The following is an 18,292-nucleotide window of genomic DNA, read 5'->3' on the forward strand; positions in this document are numbered from 1 at the left end:
GGAATGATTGCCTAGTGGTAATGGGATAAGGTTGAGCTACTTTATTAGGGGGAGTGGTTCTATGTTTAATAAAAAAATGGTGGCAATGGCAATGACTGTGCCGTTAGTAATGGGGACAATTACTACGGTTTCGGCATTGGAAAAACAACAGCAAGTAAAGTTAGAAGCTTATTCGCCACAGAAAAAAGCAACTGAATATTTAAAAGAAAATGCTGCGCAGTATGGATTGAAAACAGATCTTTCAGACTTGCAATATATTTCTACAACAGAAACGTCAGTAGCGTCATATGTTAGGTTCCAACAAGTTGTTAATGGTGCACCTGTATTTTCAAAACAAATAACAGTTACGCTTAACGGAGAGGGAAAGGGAGTACTCGCTGTTTCTGATTATCAGCCTGTTACAGGTGTGAAGGAAGTAACGACAAAAATTAGTGAAAAAGATGCAATACAAAAATCAATGGCGTATGTTGGAGAAGCAAGTGAGCAAAATTTATGGGCTCCTACAGATAAAGAGTTCGGATATATTGTTGAAGAAGGAATTGCTCGTCCAGTATATAAAGTTGTAGTCCATTCTAATAATCCATTTGGTGCATGGGAAACATTTATTGATGCAGAAAATGGAAAGTTAATTAAAAAGGTTGATATAAACCGAAAAGCTGAAGGGTCAGGAAAAGTATTTTTACCTAACCCAGTCGTATCTAGCGGTAGTAAAGTAGGCTTAAAAGATAATAACGATGCAGATTCAACAGCTCTAACGAACCAATTAAAAACTGTTACGTTAAAAGGTTTAGATGGAACAGGATTTTTAATTGGAGAATATGTAACGATTTCTTCAAAAGCGAAAACAAAATCTACAAACTTACAATTCAACTATACACGTGCAAATGATAGCTTTGAAGATGTAATGTCATATTATCATATTGATACATTGCAACGTTACATTCAAAGTCTAGGTTTTAAAAATATTAATAACCGTTCGATAAAAGTGAATGTTAATGGTACAACTGATGATAACTCATTCTATTCTCCATCAACAAAAGCTTTAACTTTCGGTACTGGCGGTGTTGATGATGCAGAAGATGCTGGTATTATCGCACATGAATATGGGCATTCGATTCAAGATAACCAAGTTCCTGGCTTTGGTAGTTCAGCAGAAGGTGGAGCGATGGGAGAAGGATTTGGCGACTTCTTAGGTGCTACGTATGAAGATGCAGTATCGACGACAGGGTACGGAAAAGCATGTGTTGGAGAATGGGATGCGACTGCTTATTCTAGTTCAGATCCGACGTGCTTACGCCGATTAGATACGAATAAAGTGTATCCGAAAGATATTACAAATGAGGTACATGATGATGGGGAAATTTGGGCACAAGGCCAATATGAAATGGCACAAGCATTTGGACGTGATGTAGCAACGAAAATTATTTTACAATCGCACTGGTCATTAACACCAAACTCTAAATTCAGTGATGGAGCAAAAGCAATTAAGCAAGCGGATGCTCTTTTATATGGCGGACAACATGCTGCTGATATCGATCGCATTTGGGCAGCGAGAGGCATTAGTACGAATTAATATAAAAAGTCGTGGCATTTATAAGCCACGACTTTTTAATTTGCTTACGAACTGGTACTAGTAAATAAAGCTATATCAATGATAGTGTGAATGTATCCATATCCCATTTACTTTTTAGCTTCTTTAAAAACAAAATGCTCTTTAAATTTTCTAGATTCAACTTTTTGACCATTTCGCATCGATCGGAATGGGTGTTCTTGCCATGTAATAATAACATCAACTTCATCCGCTTTTGTAGCAACAGGTAAATTAGCGTGTTCAAATCCAGTTTTTCCACTTGCCAAACGACTTTCCTTTAGGGAAAAGAGTTCATATTTCGTTTTCTTATTTGGTTCGTTGCGGAATACTTCTACGTTTACATTATATACTTCACTATTCCCGACATTCTTTACTGAAAAATGATATGTTTGAAATTCATCTTTTTTAGCTTGAAGCATATTCTTGTTTGTTTTTTTCGGTTTATCAATATTCACTTGCCATTGATCAGAGTTTTGAGAGATTGGTAAAGATTTTGGTGAATAGGCGTACGTTTCGTTTACTACAATTAAGCAAAACAAAAGGAGAAAGAAACTAATTGCTTTTTGCATATACACACCTCGCTTTAAAATTTTTATTAATATGCGTAAATGAATTAGTTTTTATGTAAAAATTGGAAAATATTAAAGGGGTAATTTCGGATGTAATACATAAGAATGTGTATTACAAAATTAACTTTTCACACTTTAGAAGAAGTTAGGAGTTAGAAAACCAGAATGTTTCAAAAAAAGCTTGCGTTTTATAAGGCAAGGAGTTAGAATACTCTGTAAATATAAAAAGTGATGATCAGGAAAAGTACATGGTGCAAAGGTCTACAGAGAGCAGCCGGTTGCTGGGAAGGTTGCGATACCGCATGATGGAAAGACACCTGTGAGTGTTGCTTTGAACGTGATTATTAGTAAAAGCAAACGGTACCTACCGTTATCAGGGCTAAGATGGTCAGTATGACAATTTGGGTGGTACCGCGGAAAAAATCCGTCCCTATTTATAGGGGCGGATTTTTGTATTCTTTGAAAGGGGGTGAGTGACCGTGGATGATGACGATGACAACAATAACGTAAATAAATATAAAATTACTGGAGGGAAAAATAATGGATTCAATAATGAAGCGTTCACTCACAAAAGAATGTACAAAGCAAAACGGAAAGGTTGTATTACTTCAAGGATGGGTAAAAAAAATTCGGCATCTTGGAAATGTTAGTTTTTTATTATTACGGGACAGAACAGGAGTAATTCAATGTGTATTAGAAAATGAATTGGCTGGATATAAAGTTGATGTAGAAAGTGTCGTCCACGTAATTGGTGAAATAGTCGAGACGTCGAAAACAGAATTGGGTGTTGAAGTACTTGCTCATGAAGTGAACGTAATAAACGGTGCAGAGCCACTTCCATTTGAAATAAATAAAAAGAAATTACAAGTTGGCTTAGATCAATTATTGAATGAGCGGGTACTCTCATTAAGACATGAGCGAACTGCAGCGATTTTTAAAGTGAAATCTACACTCGTTCAGAGCTTTAGTGAAGTTCTAATAGAGAACGATTTCACACGAATATTTACGCCAAAAATTGTTTCGCAAGGGGTAGAAGGAGGAGCAAATGTTTTTAAGCTTCCATACTTCCAAAAAGAAGCTTATTTAGCACAATCACCACAGTTCTATAAGCAAATGATGGTGGCAGGTGGGTTAGAACGAGTTTTTGAAATTGCACCTGTATATAGAGCGGAACATCATAATTCTTCCCGTCATTTGAATGAATATATATCGTTAGACGTAGAGCTTGGTTTTATTCATGATTTTTATGAAGTGATGCAACTAGAAACGGATGTTTTACGATATATGTTTCAACAAGTAGCGAAAAAATGTGAAATAGAACTACAACTATTACAAATAGAAGTACCTATTATTACTGAAATACCTAAAATTACATTGTTAGAAGCACAAGAAATTTTGAAAAGTAAGTATCGTAAAGAATCTCCTGTAGGGGATTTAGATACAGAAGGTGAAAAGTTACTAGGGAAATATGTGAAGGAAATATATAATAGTGAATTTGTTTTCATTACGCATTATCCGAAAGAAGCGAGACCGATGTATACGATGCCGAATAAAGAGAATCCATCTATTACTGATTCATTCGACTTATTATATAAAGGATTAGAAATAACGTCAGGGGCACAGCGAATTCATAATTATGAAATGTTACTCGCTTCGTTTAAAGAAAAAGGATTACACCCAGATAAATTTCAATCTTATTTAAATACATTTCGATATGGTTGTCCACCACATGGAGGTTTCGGAATTGGGTTAGAAAGGGTTGTATATAAACTTTTAGAATTAACAAATGTACGAGAGGCGAGTGCTTTTCCGAGAGATTGTACTCGTCTCATACCGTAAAAAGAATCTTCGCGATTATCGCGAAGATTCTTTTTTTATAGTTCGTTTAAAAAGGTGAAAATATAGACTCTTTCTTTTTCTAATAAGCTTAGTAAAAGTCAGTTGAAATATGAACCATTTCGACAAAAAAATCAATATACCCTTGACAGTTACAAATATAACAGATATACTTCATATTAATTTCAAAAGAAAATATATTCTAAATATTAAAATGTGTTGAATAGGAGTAGTAAGGTCATGTATTTGTACAGAGAGCTATGGGTTGGTGTGACATAGTCAAATGACATCCTGAACTCGCCTAGGAGCAGTAAGGTGGAACGGAATTACATTCTTAGTAAATCTTAACGGTTAACCTTCGATATTAGGTTTGTAATCAAACGATTACTACTAAGGTGGATTCATAATGGAATCAATAAGGGTGGTACCGCGTTAAGTAAATGGCTTAGCGTCTCTTTATATAGAGATGCTAGGCCATTTTTTTATTATATGGAAGAAGAAATGGAGGGTTTATTTGAATAGGTTTATAAAATTTATTTATTTGTATAAAAAGATTTAATTAGGAGGAAAATGAGATGAAACAGACGGAGCAATGGACTTCGAAATTAGGTTTTATAATGGCGGCAGCCGGATCAGCAATTGGACTTGGTGCGATATGGAAGTTCCCTTATATCGCTGGGAAGAGTGGGGGAGGAGCGTTCTTTTTAATATTTATATTATTTACTGTTTTAATTGGACTACCGCTACTTATAGCTGAATTTATGATTGGACGCAGTACGCAGAAACAAGCAGTTGGAGCATTTAAAAGCATCGCACCAAATACAGGATGGCATTGGATTGGACGCCTTGGCGTTGGAACGTGTTTTATACTACTTTCGTTTTATAGTGTTGTAGGTGGATGGGTATTAATTTATTTATTCAGAGGAATAACTGGACAACTGATTACTCCAGGACAAAATTACGGTACATTATTTACTGAAACAATTGGGAATCCTGCTTGGGCTATTATGGGACATTTCGCTTTTATGTTCATTACGATATGGGTTGTATCAAAGGGTGTACAAAACGGAATTGAAAAAGCAAGTAAATATATGTTGCCAGCATTGTTCGTTTTATTTGTCGCTCTTATTATTCGTTCGTTAACACTTGATGATGCAATGAAAGGTGTGAAGTTTTTCTTACAACCAGATTTCTCAAAGATTACTTCGGAAAGTATTTTGTTCGCAATGGGGCAATCATTCTTTGCAATTAGTATCGGGATTTCAATTATGGTTACGTATAGTTCCTATTTAAATAAAAAAGAAAGTTTACCAAAATCAGCAATAACAATTGTTGGATTAAATTTATTTGTTTCATTATTTGCAGGTCTTGCTATTTTTCCAGCCGTATTTTCATTAGGAATGGAGCCAACAGAAGGACCTGGATTACTATTTATCGTATTACCATCTGTATTTAGTCAAATCCCATTCGGTGGATTTTTCTTAACAGTATTTCTTGCACTATTTACATTTGCGACATTAACATCAGCATTTTCTCTACTAGAAACTGTTGTTTCAGCATTAGCAAATGGTGAACAAGAAAGAAGAACGAAATTATCATGGATGATCGGCTTCTGCATTTTCTTAGTAGGTATACCATCTGCGTTATCATTTGGAGTATGGAGTGATATTACGATTTTTGGAAAGAATATTTTTGATGCAGTAGACTTTTTATCTAGTAATATATTAATGCCACTTGGAGCACTATTTATTAGTATTTTCGTTTCATTCAAAATGGAGAAGAAGGTACTAGAAGCAGAGTTTTTTGTAGGTGGAAATTATGGAAAGAAAGTATTTACTTGTTGGGTATTTTTACTTCGATTTGTAGCACCACTTGCAATAATTATCGTCTTCTTAAATGTAATAGGGATTATTTAATATTAAATGTTATAATATTCAGTAAAAAAGGGGGCGATGATCATAAAGGAAAATTTGATAGAAGCAGGGAAATATATGAATATTAGAGGGAAAAAGCTATACGTTGAAACACATGGAAATCCTAAAAATAAGCCAGTCTTATACTTGCATGGTGGACCAGGAGAAAGTTGTTATGATTTTTCATTTCATCAAGCGGAACGTTTAAAAGATTCTCTATATGTAATTATGATAGATCAAAGAGGTGTTTGTCGCTCAGAAGAAATTACTGAAGACGAAGCTTTTGGATTAAATGATTTGATTGAAGACTGTGAGGAATTAAAAAAAGTATTACAAATTGAGAAGTGGTCTATAATTGGACACTCTTTCGGTGGATATGTAGCATTGCTTTATGCGTCGATATATCCAAGTTCAATAGAGAAAATAATATTTGAAGGACCAACTTTTGATTTTGCATTAACAAGTAGGGCTTTGTTAAAAAAGACAGGGCATTTATTAAAAAAGTATGGAAAAGAAGAAGTAGCAGAAGAGTCTCTTGCTTATTCATCTAGCAATGCTAGTTCAAAAGAGTTGTTAGAAGCTTATATAAGACTAAGCAATGAATTAGAAGAAAAAAGAATGGAGATTTACAATAATAAGGAAGATAGGACAGATGAGAGTTTATACAGTGATGAAGAGTGGGAAAAATTTTCAAATCGCTCTCAAATTCATTTTGATAGATTAAAATTAGAGGGCTCATGTCATACGTCATTATTATATAAAATAAAAGAAGTACAAAATCCAATGTTATTAATTGTAGGAAAACATGATGTAGTAACGTGTGAAGAACAAATTAAAACATTTAATAAAGATGCCCGAAACGGCAAGTATATCGTATTTGAAGAGAGCGGTCATTCACCTCATTATGAGGAAGCGGATAGATTTGCAGAAACAGTCATACATTTTTTGAAATGAAGAAAAGGGTGCTTCTATAAATGAGAGGCACCCTTTCTAAATTTCTGGATATGTGATTGTGATGTTAGGCCACTTACTTTGCCAATTCTTTTTTATAACTCTGTTTTTGTACATATGTAATCGTTCTTTCGATTTAAGAAAATGAGCTGTTGGTTTCACTTGTAAGGAAAGGACATCTTCAATACCACATGGGGCTGTTAAGATAACGTTGTTTAGTTCATCAAGTGTAACTCCTAAAGCCGTTGCTGTTTCAGGGAATTTAGAAATAGCATTAACAGAAGAAGAATATGGTGGCATATTATTCACTACATGCATACGAGCTTGATTTTTTACAGACCAAGGGATAGTAGCATCAATATTCATTAATTTCGTTTCTAATGATTGTTCGTATATCTCATCTTGATGTAGACTATCATAATAAATCACATCAACATCAGGCATAGCCGTTTTCGCTTCATAGTCATGTAAAGTATCCCAAATTTTAGAACGAACAAATCCGGCACAAATCCACCAATCAGGTAGCTCTAGTGATTTTGCCATTTGTAATACATTCATCATCCATTCGTCGTTTTCTATTAAGCGAATTATATCTTTCTCTGTTTTGATCTTCATTGATAAATTCACCTTTCTAGTAAATTAATGCATCAGTTCAATAATCCATAAAATCCAGTAAGCACCTGGTACAAATAGCAGTTGTGCTAATAATGTGCCGAGAAGTCTAGAAATCATTAGCCAACCATACATTTTACTCATAGATTCAGCACCGCTTTCTGATTGTAGAGCACGTTCTGTTAAAAGAGCAATGCGTGGATCGAGTAATACAGTTAATAAAATAGTGGCGAAACCATTTACAAGGCCAGAAGCTGTACTTGCATTTGTTGCATAATCTGGATTTAAAAAAGAAGCGTAAAGGGCTGAAAGTACCCCTGCTGTATAAATAGCAGTAGCAAACATGTTAATAAGCATAATACGCTTTGGAATACCACCGATACGCAGTCTATGAATCATTTCTAACTTTGGAAAACGGACATATTTTTTTGTGTACTTTAATTTTTGAATGTTATTCGTTTTCATCATTCGAATGAAAGAACCGTCTGTTTCAAAGTTTTGAATGACATATCCAAATAATTTTGTCAAAGTTGGATAAAGAATGATCGCGATTAATGTACCGATAGAAGCCGATAATAGTACGAGTCGTATAATATGCTCTAAATTAATAGAAGAATCTAGTTTTGCTTCATCGACAATACCACCGATTAAAAAGGCTTGTAGTAAGTTTGATGTTCTTGAAATAAGTAACACCATTCCTACAACAGACAAGGAAACCGCAATCTTCTTTAAACGTACTCCAGCTAATCGAATACTATAAGAGCTTGTTTCAACTGCGTGGATCACAATTGTGAAAGCCATTATAAAAATTAACGTAATTGACATTTGTTTCACCAGTTTCTATTAAAATAATTGTAACTTTTTTACTGTATCATATCTATCGTATTTTGTAACTGAAAGTATGTGACATATGGAAATTGATTTTTCGAAAAAATAGATAATAATAGTATAATAAGGAGAAGTGGAAGAGATGTTAGCACTTATTTATACAGCAAATTAAGTGGAGGAATGAAGCATGTATAAAACATTTCTATTTGATTTAGATGGAACTTTAACGGATCCGAAAGAAGGGATTGTAAACTCGGTTTTATATGCATTAAAAAAAGTAGGAATTGAAGAAGTACATATAAGTGAGTTAGATTCATTTATAGGTCCTCCTATTCAGCAATCATTCATAGAGAGATATAATATGAGTGAAGGAGAGGTTGAACGTGCTGTTTTTTACTTCCGTGAGTATTTAAAGCAGCGTGGATTGTTTGAAAATAATGTATACGAGGGGATTCTGAAGCTCTTGCAACAATTAAAAAGTTCAGGGAATCGCATATTCGTAGCAACTTCAAAGCCCACTGTATTTGCGAAACAAGTTATAGAGCATTTTCAATTAACGAATTATTTCGAAGACATCATTGGAAGTAATTTAGATGGTACGAGAATAAAAAAAGAAGAAATAATTGCTCATATTTTACAAACACATGAAGAATTAAATAAAGAAGAAATGATAATGATTGGTGATAGAAAGCACGATATAATAGGTGCAAATCAGAATGGAATTGCTTCAATTGGTGTTTTATATGGCTATGGCTGTGAAAAAGAACTGACTGAAGTTAGTGCGACCTACATAGTGAAAGATGTTGAAGAACTGTATCATTTTTGTGTAGAGAAAAATTTAATACAGCAGTAAATATAGATTCTAGCAATCCCTTTATAACGTATGACGATGAATTCGTTTCTGTTTAAAGGGATTTTTCATATGTAATCGAATAATTATAATTAGACATTTTTAGCATAAAAATTTGTATGAATAAGAGGAGGGATGTCAGAATTAAAAGGTTAGTAGAAATTTATCAATAAAATTTAGAATATTCTGTTTAATGGAGGGGTAAAATTGGAGTTAGTTATTATATTATTAGCACTAAGTTTACTTATGTTCGTAGCATACAGAGGTTTTTCTGTTATTTTATTCGCGCCGATATTTGCATTATTTGCAGTATTTTTGACAGAACCTAGTTATGTATTACCTTTCTTTTCTAATATCTTTATGGAGAAAATGGTTGGATTTATAAAATTATATTTTCCTGTGTTTTTATTAGGAGCAATATTTGGAAAAGTAGTGGAAATGTCAGGAATTGCAGATTCTATCGCAAAAACAATTATTGAGTTAGTTGGTGAAAAACGTACTATATTAGCGATTGTATTAATGGGGGCTATTTTAACGTATAGTGGTGTTAGTGTGTATGTAGTAGTGTTTGCTGTTTATCCGTTCGCAGCTAAGTTGTTTCGACAAGCTAATATTCCAAAGCGTTTAATCCCTGGAACGATTGTTCTTGGAGCAGTAACGTTTACAATGGATGCGCTACCTGGATCACCACAAATTCAAAATGTAATACCTACAACATTTTTTAAAACGGATATTTATGCTGCACCGATACTTGGGATTGTAGGAGCAATTTTTGTTCTTACATTAGGTTTACTATATTTAGAGAGTAGACGTAAGAAGGCAAAAGCAGCAGGTGAAGGATATTTTGGTTTTAATGATGGAAATACTGAAATGGCAGCATCTTTGCAAGTAGAACAAAAAAATATGCCATTAATTAATAACATTGAAATCACAAGAGCGCAACAACTTATTGCATTTATACCACTTATTTTAGTAGGTGTAATGAATAAAGTGTTTACTATTATGATACCGAAGTGGTATCCAAGCGGTTTTGATTTTTCTGCAATTGGTATGAAAGCATTTGGAAAAGTAGAATTAAGTGCAGTAGTAGGAATTTGGTCTGTAGAATTGGCACTTATTATAGGGATCTTAACAACGTTATTATTGTATTGGAAGCGAGTAGTAACAGGTTTCCAAGCTGGATTGAATACAAGTATTGGTGGAGCGCTACTTGCAACGATGAATACAGGAGCTGAGTTTGGATTCGGTGGTGTCATTGCAGCACTTCCAGGCTTCGCAATTATGAGAGATGGCATCTCTGCTACTTTCACAAATCCGTTAGTGAATGGTGCAGTAACGACGAATATTTTAGCTGGAATTACAGGCTCGGCATCAGGAGGAATGGGAATAGTATTAAGCGCAATGGGAGATAAATTTATTGCAGCGGCCAATCAATTTGATATTCCATTAGAAGTTATGCACCGTATCGTATCAATGGCATCAGGCGGAATGGATACACTACCACATAACGGGGCTATTATTACTATTCTTACAGTAACAGGATTAACACATAAACAGTCATATAAAGATATATTTGCTATTACAATTTTGAAAACGGTTGCTGTATTTTTAGTTATCGCATTCTATACTTTAACAGGACTCTATTAAAAAATTTGAATCGTAAAGATTCATCAAATCGATAATTTATATTATAAAATATTAATTAGGATAAGAAGGGGTGGGGGACTTGCAAGAGGTTTCTGAGTTTCGTATGCCAAAGTCGGTATTATATGGAAGAAATTCGCTTGAAAAACTGGGAGAACAATCAAAAAAGTTAGGGAAAAAAGCTTTTATAGTTACTGATACAATTATGGAGAAATTAGGATATGTTGAAAAGTGTATGCAACAACTAAATAAGAAAGGTATTACTGTTAGCACATATAATAAAGTGGATGCTGAGCCTACAAATATACACGTATTAGAAGCGTTATCTCTTTGTAAAGAGGAAAAGTGCGATTTTATTATCGGTATTGGTGGTGGAAGTTGTATTGATGCTGCGAAAGCGGTAGCGGTTTTATATACAAATGGTGGAGAAGTTGAGGATTATGTCCAAAAGGATATTGAAATAGAAAACAATCCACTACCACTTATTGCAATTCCAACAACTTCTGGTACTGGTTCGGAAGTTACAAGTGTAGCAGTAATTACGAATAAAAAAACAGATGTAAAAATGATGATGAAGCATCCTAGTTTTATACCGAAAGTAGCAATTATAGATCCAGTTTTGACAAGTTCGTTACCACCACAAATTACGGCAGCAACAGGAATAGATGCGTTATGTCATGCGATTGAAGCTTATATTTCTAAATTTTCACAACCACTTACAGATGTACTTGCTCTTTCAGCTATTGAAAGTATTATGAAATATTTACGTATAGCATATGAAGATGGACATAACATGGAGGCAAGAGAAGCGATGATGATTGCTTCCTTACAAGCTGGAATTGCATTTTCGAATGCATCAGTTACATTAGTTCATGGAATGTCAAGGCCAGTGGGAGCATTATTTCATGTACCGCATGGAATATCAAATGCCATACTATTACCTACAGTGTTAGAGTTTACAAAAACAAGTGCAGTGAAAAGGTTAGCAAAAATTGGGCGTAGTTTAAATAAGGATTTGTATTCGAATTCTGATGAGGAAGTAGCAAACTACACGCTTGGGGAAATAAAAAAACTTTGCTTTGATCTTCGTATTCCAAATTTAAAAGAATATGGAATCGATGAAATTGAATTTGAAAATGCTATTTCTAAAATGGCATTAGATGCAATTGAAAGTGGTAGCCCAGCTAATAACCCACGTGTTCCATCATATGATGAAATCAAAGAGTTGTATCGAGAGTGTTTTAATTATAAGTATAAAGAATTTATAAAAACATCAAATTTTTAATTTCAGAATATTCTATAAAAATTTCCTTGGAAATGAAAGTAGAATTATTCTTTATTATTCCGTTAAAACAAGACTTTATATAAGACTTTATATTCCAAACTTAAAGTCTTGTTTTATTGTGTATAATATACATAATAAAACGTTGTTATTAGTTTTATAAAAATAGTTTAGGTAGGTGTTTTGTTTATATGAAAACGATAGGTCTTATAGGTGGTATGAGTTGGGAATCAACTTCAGAATATTATCGAATTATTAATGAAGAAATAAAAGAGAGATTAGGAGGGCTACATTCAGCAAAATGTTTGATTAATAGTGTGGATTTTGAAGAGATTGAACGATGTCAGTCTAGCGGAGATTGGGATGGTGCTGGAGAAATTCTAGGGAATGCGGCATATTCATTACAAAAGGGAGGAGCAGACTTTATAATTATTTGTACAAATACAATGCATAAGGTAGTTGGAAAAATAAAGGCGAAAATTGATATTCCAGTCTTACATATTGCTGATGCAACTGCAAAAGAAATTAAAAGAAAAGACATTCAAAAGGTTGGTCTGCTTGGAACTAAATATACAATGGAGCAAGATTTCTATAAGTCACGTATAGAAGAAAATAATATAAAAGTAATAGTACCATCAGAAAAAAATAGAAAAGAAATAAATAAAGTAATATATACAGAATTATGTTTAGGAAAAATAGTATCTCAATCTAGAGAATATTATAAAAGAGTCATCGAAGAGTTAGTGCAAAAAGGAGCACAGGGAATCATATTAGGTTGTACAGAAATAGGATTATTAATAAAGCAAGAAAACGTATCTGTCCCGATATTTGATACAACTCATATACATGCAATTGAAGCAGTCAAGGTAGCTCTAGATAGAGTATAATTATATTATGTAAACTTGATTCGTATATCTGGAAAACATTCAGAAAATATTTTATAATGTAAGTGGTTACATTTAAGGGGGAATGCGTATGTTTTCAGTTCAACCAATCGCATTTGTACATAATGAAAGAAAGGAAATAAAAGATGATGAGTGGGGGAAAGTAAGATCCCGTATAACTTTAACTGAAATGTATGCAGAAGAAAGTATACAAGGGATTGAAGATTTTTCTCATATTGAAGTTGTTTTTTATTTTCATAAAGTAACTGACGAGCAAATTCAGTATTTTGCTAGACATCCTAGAAATAATAAGGATTATCCTGAAGTAGGTATTTTTGCACAGCGCGGGAAAAATCGTCCGAATCGCATAGGTGTAACAATTGTCAAGGTAATCAAAAGAGAAGGTAAATCAATTATTGTTGAGGGATTAGATGCTATTGATGGCACTCCTATATTGGATATAAAACCAATAATGAAAGGGTTTATGCCGACAGAAGAAATACACCAGCCTAAATGGGCAACGGATATAATGAGACAGTATTGGAAGGGGAATGGAGTAAAATGAGAATATATGAGGCAACAATTGCAGATTTAGATGGACTAGCATCAGTTTTTAATAACTATCGCATATTTTATAGACAAGATTCTGATTTAGAAGGGGCAAAAGTATTTTTACGAAATCGAATTGAGAGAAAAGAGTCCGTTATTTTCGTAGCAGTTGAAGACGGCGAATATATTGGGTTCACGCAACTATATCCATCATTTTCTTCCATTTCAATGAAAGAATTATGGATTTTAAATGATTTATTTGTACAAGCGGCGAAGCGTGGAGCCGGAACAGGTAAAAAATTATTAGAAGCTGCTAAAGAATACGCATTAGAAAATGGAGCAAAAGGTGTAAAGCTGCAAACAGAGATTGATAATTTATCAGCACAACGATTATACGCTGAAAATGGTTATTTGAGAGATAATCGTTATTTCCATTACGAATTAACGTTTTAAAAAATTAAGTTGAAAGAGACATTTTCAAGAAAAAGAATTTCTTTGTAATGAGAAATTCTTTTTTATTTTTGCCTAAATTAAAAAACATGACAAAAATAAAACGATATTTATTTATTGTTAAACAATAAATGTTGTGATAAAATTATGTTGTCATTAAATAAGTGAGGAATTGTAAATGAATCTTAAACGAAGTTCAACAACGTTCTTAAAAGTAATTATTTTTCTTGCTGGAATTTCAGTGCTTGCTTTATGCATATTTTTAGTGCCGGAAATGGCGAATTTCGCAGCAAATTTGTATCCTAATATTGCTCCGATGAAATATCTTGTTTTCATTGTGATGTATGGAGCAGCTGTGCCTTTTTACGTTGCTCTTTATCAGGCTTTCAATCTTTTACAGTACATTGATGAGAACACAGCGTTCTCGGAATTATCAGTAAAGGCGTTAAAGAATATAAAGCGCTGTGCAATTACAATCAGTGGTTTGTATGTATTAAGTTTGCCACTTTTTCATTTTATAGCGAAAAAAATGGACCCTCCTATTGGGCTAGTGGGACTCATTATCGTTTTTGCTTCGCTCGTTATCGCCGTTTTTGCTGCTATCCTCCAACGACTTCTACAAGAGGCAATTAACATAAAATCAGAAAATGATTTGACGGTCTGAGGTGGCGGATATGACAATCATTATTAATATTGACGTCATGTTAGCAAAACGAAAAATGAGTGTAACGGAGCTTTCGGAGAAGGTTGGAATTACGATGGCGAATCTTTCTATTTTGAAAAATGGGAAAGCAAAAGCGGTTCGTTTTTCAACATTAGAAGCGATATGTAAAGCTTTAGAGTGTCAGCCAGGGGATATTTTGGAGTATAAAAACGATGAGAATACTCAATAAAAACAGATAACAAATGTAAATAATAGAAGTCAATAAAGAAGGGATAGCCACTAAGCTATTCCTTCTTTACGTTAATTGCTGTTACTAATAAAAAATATAATTTGAATTGCAATGTTTGCGTATCAAAAGGGAACTTGCTACCTTTTGAGGTGATCCGTTTTGTGGAAGACAATTATTTGCCAAAAAGGCTATTTAAACTATGTTTTAAATTATTTCGAGTGAATCAAAATCTTCATTTGTATTATAGTTGATTTAAAACCCAGTTTGTTGCATCTTCAAAGTTATCTGCAATGTAGTTTGGTTCAATATGTGCCCATTTGTCTCGGTACGTATGCAAAGCATCATACCCAGCGCCTGTTCGGACTAGAATCGTAGTCGCATTTACTTTTGCCCCTGCAACAATATCAGTCCAGCGATCACCAACTACAGCACATTGTGTTAAATCAAGCCCATGTTTTTTTGCTGCTTTAAGCAGCATGCCTGTACTTGGTTTACGGCATTCACAACCATCACCGTGTTTATGAGGACATACATAAACATCATCAAAACCGAAGCCTTCTAATTCTTGTACAAAATCGGCTACAGTGGCTATTCCATCTGCGATACCAGGTTGATTTGTGAAAGAGAAAATTTTTATATTTTTAGCTTTTAGTTTTTGCAAAGATGTTTTTGTGAATGGAAATAATGTAAAAGATCCTGGATAATGTATTGTAGTGTCACCACCAATTGTACCGTCACGATCAATGAAAAATGCTTTAATGTTTGTCATAGTTATAGTCCCTTCAATTTATTCCGTATTAACGGGGAGTAAGACCCCCACTGATTAAAGTTTCACTTTATAAGTAGTTTAAAAATGTTTTACAAATCGGTAGCCATTTACTTCATAGCCTAATTTTTTGTAAAAAGGATGAGCTTCTACTCTTTTTGTTCCACTAACTAGCCATGTGCCAATGCAATTATGTTTCTTTGCTAATTGCTCGGCATAATCCATCAACACTTGTCCAATGCCTTTCCGTCGTATGTTAGAATCAACGCTAATAATTGAAATCTCTCCATAACGTGTTACATCTTCTAAATTTTCACGTATACGAAATCCAAGTAATCCAAATATAGCTTCTTCTTCCTCGTAAACATATAAAAAATCAAACGGACTCATTTGTACGAATTGTAGGCGGTTGTTCATATCTTCATAGGAAATAGAGGAACCTTTTAATTCTTTCGTTAAAGAACAAAGTGCGTCTATATCATCTATCGTTGCTTCACGAATTTGAAAAGACATATTATCAACTCCAATAAAATGTAATCAAACATTTTGTATTCTGTTAAAAAATGTTTTTTCCTGCTATGAAAATAAATATTTTATAATGATATACAGATAGTTATATATTATTATTTTCCTTGATTGTATTAGAAATGGAAAGAAGGGGAATGCATGTTAAAAGTAAATATCCGCTCAGCTGGATATGAAATAGGTGAAAAAATAATTCATGATATAGCTTTTTCTATCGAAAAAGGTGAACTAGTTGCTCTTATTGGAGCAAATGGTGCTGGGAAGAGTACGACGATTAAAACGATACTCGGATTACTTGTAAATATGGACGGTGAAATATCATTCGGTGAAAAGAAAAATCCGTATGCATACGTACCAGAACATCCAACATACTATGATTACTTGACGCTCTGGGAACATATTGAATTATTAATGGCAGCTCGTGGAAGTGAAATGGGAAGTTGGGAAGAACGAGCGGAACAATTATTACATACTTTTCGAATGAATAAGCATAAACATGAGTATTTATCAAAGTTTTCAAAAGGCATGAAACAAAAATCGATGCTAATATTGGCATTTTTAACTGAGCCAGATTTTTATATCATTGACGAACCTTTTATCGGTTTAGATCCAGTAGCTACGAAAGAGTTTTTAAATTATTTATATAAAGAAAAAGAGCGCGGGGCAGGAATTTTACTTTGTACGCACGTATTAGATACTGCTGAAAAAATTTGTGAAAGATTTTTACTCATTTCACAAGGTACATTAGTCGCAGATGGACATTTAGAATCTATTCAAATATTAGCGGAAATGCCGGGTAGTTCATTATTAGACTGCTTTGATGTAATTGTAAGGCGTGAACAACATGATTAAACAACAATTTTATAAGAGATTACGCCATGAACTTGAGCGGAAATGGAAGTCTATACGTTCGGTAACAGATTGGACAGTCGCATTATATATTATTATTCCAGCACTTATATTTATGGGAATCTATTATCGATCGCTATGGATAAATGAATTATCAACGGAAGAGACGATTTATTTCGGATTAGGATTACTCGCATTTTATTTAGTAACATATCCAAGAGGAGTTCGTTCATTTTTTGAGCAAGCGGATAGTTTATTTTTAATTTCGTATGCAACACATATGCGAAAATTAGTCCAGTATGGCATGATGTACACATTTGTTCGAATAGCGATAACGAATATAATAGTAGTCGTTATTATGTTACCGGTGTTGATGAAAAGTATCGAAGTAACAGAGATACAAGTCCTATTATTTTGGGTATTCTTTACTATATTTCGATTTATGTTGTCGTTGTTAACGAGATTTGTTCATGTACATGTGGGGAAACGATGGGTTTTATGGATTGTAAAAAATGTAGTATTTTCTATGAGCGTGTCCTTTTTTGGAATTAGTTTATTTTTTATTTATAAAAATCCGTTGTATTCAATTTTATTTATCGGTCTAGTAATTTTCTTAAGTAGTGTATTAGTAAAAGAGAAAATGAATTATAAAAAGTTCTTTTTTAAAGAAATCGAGAAAGAAAAGGAGGAAAGCATGCGCTGGACGAGCGGAATTATGCAAGTTGGTGGTCATGCGGCTAAACCGAGTAGTTCGAATAAAAAACCGTGGATGTTTCCGCGCTCTAAAAGACTTTTAGGGAAAAAAGCTGATTCTCGTATTGTCGAATCTTTTTTGAAAGAATTTTTCCGTACAAGTACTGCACGAATATTTTATATTCAAATTGTATGTATCAGTACTGCAAGTATAATTATGACTCCAAGGTGGATTGCAGCTATTGTTCTCGTATTTGCTGTAGTTGCAATTTCTCGCTATGCACGTGATTATTGGAATGAATTTACGAATAAGATGTTTCTTCGTTTATATTGTGATGAAGGGAAATTACTATTGTTAAGATGGAAGGCAAATCGTTATTTACTACTACCAGCAATACTTTTATATGGAATAGTTATACTTTCACAGTTTTATTTATTGCCAGCTGTGGTAGGCAGCGTTGTTTTTATTTTATTAATTGTATGGATTGTATTTCTACCATTAAAAAAGAGCCATTGATGGCTCTTTTTCTAGTCTGTAACACATTGATAAATAAAATATACTAAAACGAGTATGCTTGCGGCGGAATACATGACGTCTAAAGTCATT

The 18,292-nt window shown here is 33.6% G+C and carries 19 protein-coding genes and 2 other annotated features; of the genes, 14 read left to right on the forward strand and 5 right to left on the reverse strand.

Translation table 11 applies throughout. The annotated features are described in order from the left end of the window. The first annotated feature begins 61 nt into the window (after positions 1-61). Entirely contained in the window at positions 62-1,573 is a 1,512-nt protein-coding gene (locus tag ACTFRY_RS14880; protein ID WP_016117723.1) for a M36 family metallopeptidase, read from the forward strand. Between the two features lie 107 nt (positions 1,574-1,680). Here ACTFRY_RS14880 and ACTFRY_RS14885 read toward each other — a convergent pair whose 3' ends face one another. Then, positions 1,681-2,160 carry a hypothetical protein gene (locus ACTFRY_RS14885; protein ID WP_001167912.1) on the reverse strand — a complete coding sequence of 160 codons (480 nt, stop codon included), beginning with the start codon at positions 2,158-2,160 and terminating at the stop codon, positions 1,681-1,683. 222 nt (positions 2,161-2,382) lie between these two features. Beyond that, positions 2,383-2,595, forward strand: a binding site (T-box leader). Between the two features lie 105 nt (positions 2,596-2,700). On the opposite strand from ACTFRY_RS14885, the gene aspS reads away from it, so the two are divergent. From aspS to ACTFRY_RS14900, 3 genes are all read left to right on the forward strand, one after another. Further along, positions 2,701-3,999, forward strand: a complete 1,299-nt coding sequence (gene aspS / locus ACTFRY_RS14890) for an aspartate--tRNA(Asn) ligase (RefSeq protein WP_044795533.1) — start codon at positions 2,701-2,703, stop codon at positions 3,997-3,999. A 207-nt stretch (positions 4,000-4,206) separates the two neighbouring features. Beyond that, positions 4,207-4,455, forward strand: a binding site (T-box leader). A 116-nt stretch (positions 4,456-4,571) separates the two neighbouring features. Continuing rightward, complete coding sequence (locus tag ACTFRY_RS14895) at positions 4,572-5,912, forward strand: sodium-dependent transporter (RefSeq protein WP_000814540.1); 1,341 nt, start codon at positions 4,572-4,574, stop codon at positions 5,910-5,912. A 75-nt stretch (positions 5,913-5,987) separates the two neighbouring features. Further along, positions 5,988-6,863 (forward strand): alpha/beta fold hydrolase, encoded by an 876-nt coding sequence (locus tag ACTFRY_RS14900; protein ID WP_016117725.1) that lies wholly within the window; start codon positions 5,988-5,990, stop codon positions 6,861-6,863. 36 nt (positions 6,864-6,899) lie between these two features. On the opposite strand, the gene ACTFRY_RS14905 is transcribed toward ACTFRY_RS14900, so the two are convergent. Then, a complete protein-coding gene (locus ACTFRY_RS14905) occupies positions 6,900-7,475 on the reverse strand; it encodes a nucleotidyltransferase family protein (RefSeq protein WP_016117726.1) in 576 nt (191 codons plus the stop codon). A 24-nt stretch (positions 7,476-7,499) separates the two neighbouring features. Continuing rightward, complete coding sequence (locus ACTFRY_RS14910; protein WP_098616743.1) at positions 7,500-8,297, reverse strand: lipid II flippase Amj family protein; 798 nt, start codon at positions 8,295-8,297, stop codon at positions 7,500-7,502. A 190-nt stretch (positions 8,298-8,487) separates the two neighbouring features. Here ACTFRY_RS14910 and ACTFRY_RS14915 point away from each other — a divergent pair, with 190 nt between their 5' ends. The 8 genes from ACTFRY_RS14915 to ACTFRY_RS14950 all read left to right on the forward strand — a co-directional run bounded on the left by ACTFRY_RS14915 (position 8,488) and on the right by ACTFRY_RS14950 (position 14,852). Beyond that, positions 8,488-9,153, forward strand: coding sequence for an HAD family hydrolase (locus tag ACTFRY_RS14915; RefSeq protein WP_000278478.1), 666 nt, complete (start codon positions 8,488-8,490; stop codon positions 9,151-9,153). Between the two features lie 204 nt (positions 9,154-9,357). Further along, positions 9,358-10,797 (forward strand): GntP family permease, encoded by a 1,440-nt coding sequence (locus ACTFRY_RS14920; protein WP_000424327.1) that lies wholly within the window; start codon positions 9,358-9,360, stop codon positions 10,795-10,797. A gap of 79 nt (positions 10,798-10,876) precedes the next feature. Beyond that, a complete protein-coding gene (locus ACTFRY_RS14925; RefSeq protein WP_044795534.1) occupies positions 10,877-12,079 on the forward strand; it encodes an iron-containing alcohol dehydrogenase in 1,203 nt (400 codons plus the stop codon). Positions 12,080-12,267: 188 nt separating this feature from the next. Then, on the forward strand, positions 12,268-12,963 hold the full coding sequence (locus ACTFRY_RS14930; protein WP_000848571.1) for an aspartate/glutamate racemase family protein: 696 nt from the start codon (positions 12,268-12,270) through the stop codon (positions 12,961-12,963). Positions 12,964-13,051: 88 nt separating this feature from the next. Continuing rightward, positions 13,052-13,525, forward strand: coding sequence for an SAM-dependent methyltransferase (locus tag ACTFRY_RS14935; protein WP_016117728.1), 474 nt, complete (start codon positions 13,052-13,054; stop codon positions 13,523-13,525). Next, on the forward strand, positions 13,522-13,962 hold the full coding sequence (locus ACTFRY_RS14940) for a GNAT family N-acetyltransferase (protein WP_001223853.1): 441 nt from the start codon (positions 13,522-13,524) through the stop codon (positions 13,960-13,962). The genes ACTFRY_RS14935 and ACTFRY_RS14940 overlap by 4 nt, the downstream gene beginning before the upstream one ends. Before the next feature lie 175 nt (positions 13,963-14,137). Next, a complete protein-coding gene (locus ACTFRY_RS14945; RefSeq protein ID WP_001050149.1) occupies positions 14,138-14,623 on the forward strand; it encodes a DUF2975 domain-containing protein in 486 nt (161 codons plus the stop codon). 10 nt (positions 14,624-14,633) lie between these two features. Then, positions 14,634-14,852 carry a helix-turn-helix domain-containing protein gene (locus ACTFRY_RS14950; RefSeq protein ID WP_000152534.1) on the forward strand — a complete coding sequence of 73 codons (219 nt, stop codon included), beginning with the start codon at positions 14,634-14,636 and terminating at the stop codon, positions 14,850-14,852. 241 nt (positions 14,853-15,093) lie between these two features. On the opposite strand, the gene ACTFRY_RS14955 is transcribed toward ACTFRY_RS14950, so the two are convergent. Next, positions 15,094-15,621, reverse strand: coding sequence for an HAD-IIIA family hydrolase (locus tag ACTFRY_RS14955; RefSeq protein ID WP_098616744.1), 528 nt, complete (start codon positions 15,619-15,621; stop codon positions 15,094-15,096). Between the two features lie 78 nt (positions 15,622-15,699). Beyond that, a complete protein-coding gene (locus ACTFRY_RS14960; RefSeq protein ID WP_000009776.1) occupies positions 15,700-16,131 on the reverse strand; it encodes a GNAT family N-acetyltransferase in 432 nt (143 codons plus the stop codon). Positions 16,132-16,284: 153 nt separating this feature from the next. Here ACTFRY_RS14960 and ACTFRY_RS14965 point away from each other — a divergent pair, with 153 nt between their 5' ends. Then, positions 16,285-16,995 (forward strand): ABC transporter ATP-binding protein, encoded by a 711-nt coding sequence (locus tag ACTFRY_RS14965; protein ID WP_000921904.1) that lies wholly within the window; start codon positions 16,285-16,287, stop codon positions 16,993-16,995. Further along, positions 16,988-18,202, forward strand: a complete 1,215-nt coding sequence (locus ACTFRY_RS14970; RefSeq protein ID WP_098207085.1) for an ABC transporter permease — start codon at positions 16,988-16,990, stop codon at positions 18,200-18,202. Before ACTFRY_RS14965 ends, ACTFRY_RS14970 begins: the two co-directional genes overlap by 8 nt. Positions 18,203-18,292: the final 90 nt, after the last annotated feature.

It is taken from the genome of Bacillus cereus group sp. MYBK195-1 (assembly GCF_051916605.1).
GTDB lineage: Bacteria > Bacillota > Bacilli > Bacillales > Bacillaceae_G > Bacillus_A > Bacillus_A cereus.